The sequence below is a fragment of the Streptomyces sp. MBT65 genome, assembly GCF_016612545.1.
Lineage (GTDB): Bacteria > Actinomycetota > Actinomycetes > Streptomycetales > Streptomycetaceae > Streptomyces.
This window is the reverse complement of sequence record NZ_JAENRY010000431.1, coordinates 1-6,912: the sequence shown is the minus strand read 5'-3', so window position 1 is coordinate 6,912 and position 6,912 is coordinate 1. Positions and strand designations below refer to the sequence as shown.

The following is a 6,912-nucleotide window of genomic DNA, read 5'->3' as shown; positions in this document are numbered from 1 at the left end:
CTTCCGTGCCCTGCCCGGGAATCGAGACCAGCTCCGCGCTGCCCCCGAGGTCCCGCAGCCGCCCCCGGATCGACAGGGCGACCCCGAGCCGCCCCTCCCCCTCGGCCTGCGCGAGCCGCCCCTCGGGGATACCGGGCCCGTCGTCCCGGACGGTCACCACGACCTCCCCCGGCTCGTCCTCGACCAGGATCCACGCACGGGCGTCGTCACCGGCATGCCTGCGCACATTGTCCAGGGCCGCCCCGACCGCGGCGGCCAGCTCCCTCGCGGCGGGCGCGGGCAAGGTCACCGGCGCACCCGGCTCGGCGAAACTCACCTTCGCGGCGGCGTACGGAGCGAGCAGGGAGCGCAGATCGACCGGGCCGTCGTCATCGGGTTCCACTTCCACGGCTCTCACGACCGCGCCCTCCGCCGCGTCCAGCGAGACCCGGGACACCGGAACCAGGCCGCCGGAGACCAGGGTGCGCAGCGCGATCTCCTGTTCGCCCGCCATCCGGCCCAGCTCGCCCGCGTCGCCGCCGAGCACGGCACCGCGCCGCTGGACCATCGCCAGCACCTGGAGCACGCCGTCGTGGATGTCCCGGGCGAGCCGCTCGCGCTCCCGGGTGGCGGCCTCGATCTCCAGGGCCCGGGCGAGGGTGCGCTCGGAGGCGCGGGCGACCTCCACGACGTAGCCGATGGCGATGGAGGCGACCCAGACGAGGACCACGTTGTGGACGGTGTCGCGGGCCGGGGAGCCGCGCTCGATCAGGTTGGCGACGGCGACCGGGGTGGAGGCGAACGCGGCCCAGCGCCAGCCGCCCTTGATGGCGAAGGCGAGGACCGAGCCGGCGGTCCATATCGACGGCAGCGTGGGGCCGCCGCTGTCGATGTGGTGGGTGTCGGCCGCGAGCGGGGTGAGGACGATGCCGACCAGCGCGATCGTGAGGTCGGCGGCGAGGAAGCGCTTGGTGCAGGCGATCGCGCTCTGGACCCGGGGCAGGGTCGCCAGCGTCCAGACGAACAGGACGACGAAGAAGGCGATGGCGATGGCCGGACGGTCGAACTGGTCGTACTCGGAGGCGAACAGCCCGATCGCGTACAGCATGGTCAGCACCCGGTAGCCGCTCAGCGCGCGCCACAGCGGCTGCTCGACGGACATCCTGACGACACGTACCTGCTTCGCCATCTCCCCCACCCCCGACACAGACGCCGGCCCGCCTATGGGCTCGTCTGTTCCTTCTCCGTTTGAGCGAGCGCGGCCTTGGCCGCCTTCTCCGCTTCCTTGTCGGCCTTCGCCGCGTCCGCGATCTGCCGCTTGGCGGCGGTCGCGTAGATGTCGACGTACTCCTGGCCGGAGAGCTTCATGATCTCGTACATGACCTCGTCGGTCACCGCGCGGAGGACGAAACGGTCGTGCTCCATGCCGTTGTACCGGCTGAAGTCGAGGGGCTTGCCGATCCGGATGCCCGGGCGCATCAGCTTCGGCATGACCTTGCCTGGCGGCTGGATCTTCTCGGTGTCGATCATCGCGACCGGGATCACCGGGGCGCCGCTGGCGAGCGCCACGCGCGCGAGGCCGCCGGGCTTGCCGCGGTAGAGGCGGCCGTCCGGGGAGCGCGTGCCCTCCGGATAGATACCGAACAGCTCACCGCGCTCCAGGACGTCGATCCCGGCCTTGATCGCGGCCTCGCCCGCCCCGCGCGCACCGGAGCGGTCCACCGGAAGCTGGCCGGCGCCCTTGAAGAACGCGGCCGTCAGCTTGCCCTTCACCCCGGGCGTCGTGAAGTACTCGGCCTTCGCGATGAAGGTCACCTTGCGGTCCAGGACCGCGGGCAGGAAGAACGAGTCCGAGAACGAGAGGTGGTTGCTCGCCAGGATGGCGGCACCCTCGTCCGGAATGTTCTCCAGGCCCTCCACCCAGGGTCGGAAGGCGACCTTCAGCGGTCCCCCGATGGCGACCTTCATCGTGCCGTACAACAACCGAGTGCCTCCCGTTTCCGTCGATCAGACCTTAACCCGGAGCACTGTCAAAGGACCCGACGACCCTGGTCGGTGTCAGTGCGGTCGCGTACGGTTAACCGCATCTGGACTTGTTCACATGCCTCTCATGAACTCGCGTCCTATGATCACGCCTCTCTCATGAACACGCCTCTCCCATGAACTTGCCCCTCTCATGAACAGGAGACCGAAGGTGCCGGTCCTCCCCGGAGCCGAGCCGTACCGCCACGAGGGCGGGGAGGTCGGAGTGCTCCTCTGCCACGGCTTCACCGGTTCCCCGCAGTCGCTGCGCCCCTGGGCGGAGCATCTGGCCGAGCGCGGCCTCACCGTGTCGCTGCCGCTGCTGCCCGGGCACGGCACGCGCTGGGAGGACATGCAGCTCACCGGCTGGCAGGACTGGTACGCGGAGGTGGACCGCGAGCTGCGCGCCCTGCGCGAGCGCTGCTCGCAGGTCTTCGTCGCGGGCCTTTCCATGGGCGGCGCGCTGGCCCTGCGGCTGGCCGCGAAGCACGGCGACGAGATCAGCGGTGTCGTGGTCGTCAACCCCGGTATCAAGGTGCACGGCCTCGCGGCGTACGCCCTTCCCGTGGCCCGCCATCTGGTGCGTACGGCGCCGGGTATCGCCAGCGACATCGCGAAGGAGGGCAGCGAGGAGGTCGGGTACGACAAGGTGCCGCTGCACTCCGCGCACTCCCTGCGCAATTTCTTCCGGCTGGTGGACCGCGAGCTCCCGCAGGTCACGCAGCCGCTCCTGCTGCTGCACAGCCCCCAGGACCATGTGGTGCCGCCCGCCGACTCGGCTCGTGTCCTCAGCCGGGTTTCCTCGACCGACGTGACGGAGATCTTGCTGGAACAGAGCTACCACGTCGCGACGTTGGACCACGACGCGGACCGGATTTTCGAGGAGAGCTTCGCGTTCATCGGCCGGCTCGCACCCAGTGCCGGCCAGCAGGTGTCCGACACGGGCCGGGTGAGCGAGCAGGAAGGGACGGCCACAGGTGGCTGAGCACGACTCCGACCGCGAGGGCCTCGAACCGGACGAGCAGGGCGTCCCGTTCGACGAGGAGGCCGCGTGGGCCGCGATCGTCGCCGGGTACGGCGACGAGCCCAAGGATCCGCCGGGCGCCAAGCCGTTCAAGTCGATCGAGGACCTGGCGCTGCTGGATCCCGAGAAGAACGACGCCAAGTCCACTGACAAGGCGGAGAGTTCACCGAGCCCGGTGAGCGCCGACCAGGAGGAGCCGCCGGCGCCCGCCAAGCCGCTGGGCAGCTCGGTCTCCTTCGCGCCCGGCGTCGGCGGACCCCGTGACTACGTCTCGCCGGACGCCTCCGAGGAGGACTTCGACGAGGACGACGAGGGCCACTTCGTCCCGCCGGAGCCGCCCCCGCTGCCGGAGGCCGACGTCACGGCCAAGTTCGCCTGGCTCGGGGTGATCGGCGGCCCGATCCTGCTGCTGGTGGCGGTACTGCTCGGCTGGGACATGACGTGGTGGCTGGCGACCGTCGGCATCGGCGGGTTCCTGGGGGGCTTCGCGACGTTGGTGATGCGGATGCGGACGGATGACGAGGACGGGGACGATCCTGGGCGCGGGGCCGTCGTCTAGCTCGCGGGGCCACCCAGTTCGTGGAGTCGTCTAGTTCGAGGGCAGGTTCGCGGGGATTCTGAGGGCGGCGAGGACCGGGAAGTGGTCCGTAGCCGCCCTCAGGTCTGTGCTTCTCAACGCCCCCTCGCACTGCCCGGCGGCCGTGGTTCAGGTCGCGGGCACGCGCACTGCGGCCAGCACGGGGAAGTGATCCGTCGCCCGCTTGATGTCGGCCCCTTCCACTCCCGGCAGCCCCAGCGGCACCCCGCACCCGAGGACCTCGATGCCCCGCGTCGCGAAGATCGCGTCGATGCGTTGGAAGGGGTTGCCGGGGGTCCAGGTGTGCTCGGCGCCCCAGGGGGTGGTGGCCCAGCAGTCCTGGAGGTCCTTGGCCAGGCGGGTGAAGGTGCGGCCGTCGGGGCGGTCGTTGAGGTCGCCGCCCGCGATCGCGTGGTCCACGCCCATTCCTGCCAGCCGGTCCAGCAGCATGCCGCCCTGGTCGTGGCGCTCGTCCTCGCGCAGGCTGAGGTGGCAGCTGAGGACGCCGAGGCGGGCCGCTCCGAAGCGGACGACCGCGGTCGCGAAGCCGCGGCGGTGTTCGCCGGGGGTCAGGGGGAGGAGCACGTCCTCCGTGCGTTCGACCGTGGCGCGGAGCGCGCAGAGCAGGGCCGGGCCCGCGGCGGTGCCTCCGCCGGAGAGGACGACCAAGTCCGATGCGGAGGCCAGGCGGGCGAGCTTCTTGCGCCAGCGGAAGAAGCGGGGCGCTTCCTGGATCAGGACGAGGTCCGGGGCGCAGGCTCTGATCACCCGGGACAGGGCGGCGGTGTCGTCGCGCATCGAGCGGATGTTGTAGCTCAGGACGCGGATGATCGCGGAACCGTCGGGTTCGGTGCGGGAGTTGGGCAGCAGCGGGGTCGAGGTCGCCATGCCGATCAAGATACGACGAAGCGTGGGGATGTGCGGGTCGTGCGTCGGCTGCGGGTCCGCTGTGGCTGGTCGCGCCCACGCGGCGGAGCCGCACATGCAAACGGCCCCGCGCCCCTGAAAGCAAAGGCAGGGCGCGGGGACCGACGTAGCTCAAAAGCAGCCCTTACATGATCGGGTCCGGTTCCCTCGCCAGGTCCGCCGCTCCGACCATCCCCGCCTTGTTGCCGAGCTGCGCGGCGATCACGTCGGCGACGGGGCGCCAGTTGCCGCCCACCAGCCAGCGCTTGTAGGACTTGCGGATCGGGTCGAGGACCAGTTCGCCCTCGTCCGAGAGACCGCCGCCGACGATGAACGCGGAGGGGTCGAAGAGGGAGGCCAGGTCGGCGAGGCCGGCGCCGGCCCAGCGGGCCAGTTCGCGGTACGAGTCGACGGCGACCGGGTCGCCCTGCCGGGCGGCCATGGAGATGTGCTTGCCCTCGATGCCCTCGGGGGTGCCGTCGCCCAGCGAGAGCAGTACCTCGGCGGACTCGGGGGTCGCGTTGGCCCGCTGCTTGGCGTAGCGGACGAGGGCGCGGCCGGAGGCGTACTGCTCCCAGCAGCCCTGCGAACCGCAGCCGCACAGCAGGCCGTCCGGCACCATGCGGATGTGACCGAACTCGGCGGCCACCCCAAAGTGCCCGCGGCGCAGCTTGTTGCCGATGATGATGCCGCCGCCGAGGCCGGTGCCGAGCGTGATGCAGATGACGTTGCGGTGGCCCTTGCCGGCGCCGAACTTGTACTCGCCCCAGGCCGCGGCGTTCGCGTCGTTCTCCACGACGACGGGCAGGCCCACGCGGGCCTCGACCTTCTCCTTCAGCGGCTCCTGGCGCCAGTCGATGTTCGGCGCGAAGTAGACCGTGGAGCGCTGACGGTTGACGTAGCCCGCGGCACCGATGCCCACGCCGACGATCTCGTGCCCGGCGCGCGCTCCGTCGACCGCGGCGGCGATGGCGTCGACGATGCCCTCGGCCGTGCCCGGGGTCGGCACCTTGTGGGTCGAGAGGATGTTGCCTTCCTCGTCGACCACGCCGGCCGCGATCTTGGTGCCGCCGATATCGACGCCGATGGTGAGTCCCATGAATCCCTCAGTTTCGGTCGAGCCCCGCTACGGCCCACCGTACCCGAGGGGCCGACGTCGGATTCGCGACCTCGGCCCGGAGAACGGGACCCCCGGCCGGGTTGTCGTCGGTCGCCGACTCCCCCGGTCCCGGCTTCGCCCGACCGGGCGGACCCCCATCGCGTCGCCCGCGGCGAAGCCGCCGATTTTCCGCGACCTGATCCGCCGGACAGCCCCTAGTCGAGGTCGATGCGCTCACCCGGGCCCGGATCCTCGCCCCGGTCGCGGCGGTCCTTCAGTTCGCTGTCGCGGGTCGTCCAGCGTTGTTCCTGGGCCTGGACGGCGGAGCGGTAGGCGGCGAGGAGTTCGCTGCCGGCCGCCGCGAGGTGGTCGAAGACGTCCGGGTTGCGTTCGATGACGGGCTCGACGGCGGCCTTGGCCTGCTGGACGACCTGCTTCGCCACCTGCTGGGCGGCCGGTCCGGCGATCTGACCGAGCAGCGGGGACTGGAGGCCGGACAGCTTGTCCGCGACGGTGTCGACGAGTTTGCGCAGTTCCTCGGCGGCCGAGCCCGGGGGCGGGCCGTACTGGGTGCGGCGGCGGGCCTTCTCCGCCGCGAGGTCTTCGGCGGCCGCCGTCGCCCAGGCGTCGGCGTCGGTCGCCCGCACCTCGTCGAGCGCCTCTTCCTTGCCGGCGTCGTACGGGGGGAGCTCTTCGCTCATGACGGACTCCTGACTACGGTTCGTCTCTACGACGTTACCCGAATGGGCGTACGTGCTTCACGTCTCCGCACGGACCAATGCTCACCTTCCCTGGGGCCACAGGTCCGGGTCGGGTGCGAAGCGGATGCGCAGTTCGCCCTCGCGCAGCGCGGCGCCGGCCACGGTGCAGCGGCGCAGGGCCGACGGCAGCGGCACGATACGGCGGAACCGGCCGACGGTGACGACGAGTTCGTCACCGCGGCGGACCAGGTCGAGGTCGTCCCGTATGGCGCCGGGCAGCGGGATGTGCCAGACCAGGACGCCGTCCTCGGCCAGCCGGTCCGTGACGGGCCACTCGACCGTGGAACCGGCCGCGTTGACACCGGGCACCGCGAGCGCGGCGAGATCGTCGGTGCCGCGCGGGTCGTGGCCGAGGTGGGGGACGTGATGGACGTCGTACGTGCCCTGCCACTCGTCCAGGGTCTTGCGCTGCTGCGCGCCCACGCCGGCGAGCCAGGTGTCCTCGACGGACTCCGGGAGCACCCGGTTGGCCACCAGCAGGTCCGGGCGCAGTCCGCGCCGAAGGCCTGGCCCTCGCCCTGCGCGGACTGCGCCCGGACCTGCT

At 71.4% G+C, this 6,912-nt stretch carries 7 protein-coding genes and 1 pseudogene; 2 read left to right on the top strand and 6 right to left on the bottom strand.

The features are described from left to right. Both macS and JHN63_RS47235 read right to left on the bottom strand, forming a co-directional pair. Positions 1-1,168, bottom strand: a 1,168-nt coding sequence (gene macS, locus JHN63_RS47240) for a MacS family sensor histidine kinase (protein ID WP_200691311.1), incomplete at its 3' end; no start/stop codon positions are given. Between the two features lie 32 nt (positions 1,169-1,200). Further along, on the bottom strand, positions 1,201-1,947 hold the full coding sequence (locus JHN63_RS47235) for a 1-acyl-sn-glycerol-3-phosphate acyltransferase (protein ID WP_200691312.1): 747 nt from the start codon (positions 1,945-1,947) through the stop codon (positions 1,201-1,203). Positions 1,948-2,173: 226 nt separating this feature from the next. On the opposite strand from JHN63_RS47235, the gene JHN63_RS47230 reads away from it, so the two are divergent. Further along, the gene (locus JHN63_RS47230; RefSeq protein WP_200691310.1) at positions 2,174-2,986 is read left to right on the top strand and encodes a carboxylesterase; all 813 of its coding nucleotides are present in this window, start codon (positions 2,174-2,176) and stop codon (positions 2,984-2,986) included. Beyond that, positions 2,979-3,584 (top strand): hypothetical protein, encoded by a 606-nt coding sequence (locus JHN63_RS47225; RefSeq protein ID WP_200691309.1) that lies wholly within the window; start codon positions 2,979-2,981, stop codon positions 3,582-3,584. Before JHN63_RS47230 ends, JHN63_RS47225 begins: the two co-directional genes overlap by 8 nt. Positions 3,585-3,731: 147 nt before the next feature. Here the strand turns inward: JHN63_RS47225 and JHN63_RS47220 are convergent, their stop codons facing one another. From JHN63_RS47220 to JHN63_RS47205, 4 genes and pseudogenes are all read right to left on the bottom strand, one after another. Further along, positions 3,732-4,490: an endonuclease/exonuclease/phosphatase family protein gene (locus JHN63_RS47220; RefSeq protein WP_200691308.1), complete on the bottom strand. Its 759-nt coding sequence runs from the start codon at positions 4,488-4,490 to the stop codon at positions 3,732-3,734. Between the two features lie 163 nt (positions 4,491-4,653). Continuing rightward, positions 4,654-5,607, bottom strand: coding sequence for an ROK family glucokinase (locus JHN63_RS47215; RefSeq protein ID WP_033284421.1), 954 nt, complete (start codon positions 5,605-5,607; stop codon positions 4,654-4,656). Positions 5,608-5,822: 215 nt separating this feature from the next. Then, entirely contained in the window at positions 5,823-6,308 is a 486-nt protein-coding gene (locus tag JHN63_RS47210) for a DUF5304 domain-containing protein (protein ID WP_200691307.1), read from the bottom strand. Positions 6,309-6,389: 81 nt separating this feature from the next. Further along, positions 6,390-6,912, bottom strand: a pseudogene (locus tag JHN63_RS47205) (ArsA family ATPase); the annotation flags it as partial.

Bases quoted from the DNA above. Each gene is read 5' to 3' on its own strand.
- JHN63_RS47210 (WP_200691307.1), bottom strand. From the start codon at position 6,308: ATGAGCGAAGAGCTCCCCCCGTACGACGCCGGCAAGGAAGAGGCGCTC.
- JHN63_RS47235 (WP_200691312.1), bottom strand. From the start codon at position 1,947: ATGAAGGTCGCCATCGGGGGACCGCTGAAGGTCGCCTTCCGACCCTGG.
- JHN63_RS47215 (WP_033284421.1), bottom strand. From the start codon at position 5,607: ATGGGACTCACCATCGGCGTCGATATCGGCGGCACCAAGATCGCGGCC.
- JHN63_RS47220 (WP_200691308.1), bottom strand. From the start codon at position 4,490: ATGGCGACCTCGACCCCGCTGCTGCCCAACTCCCGCACCGAACCCGAC.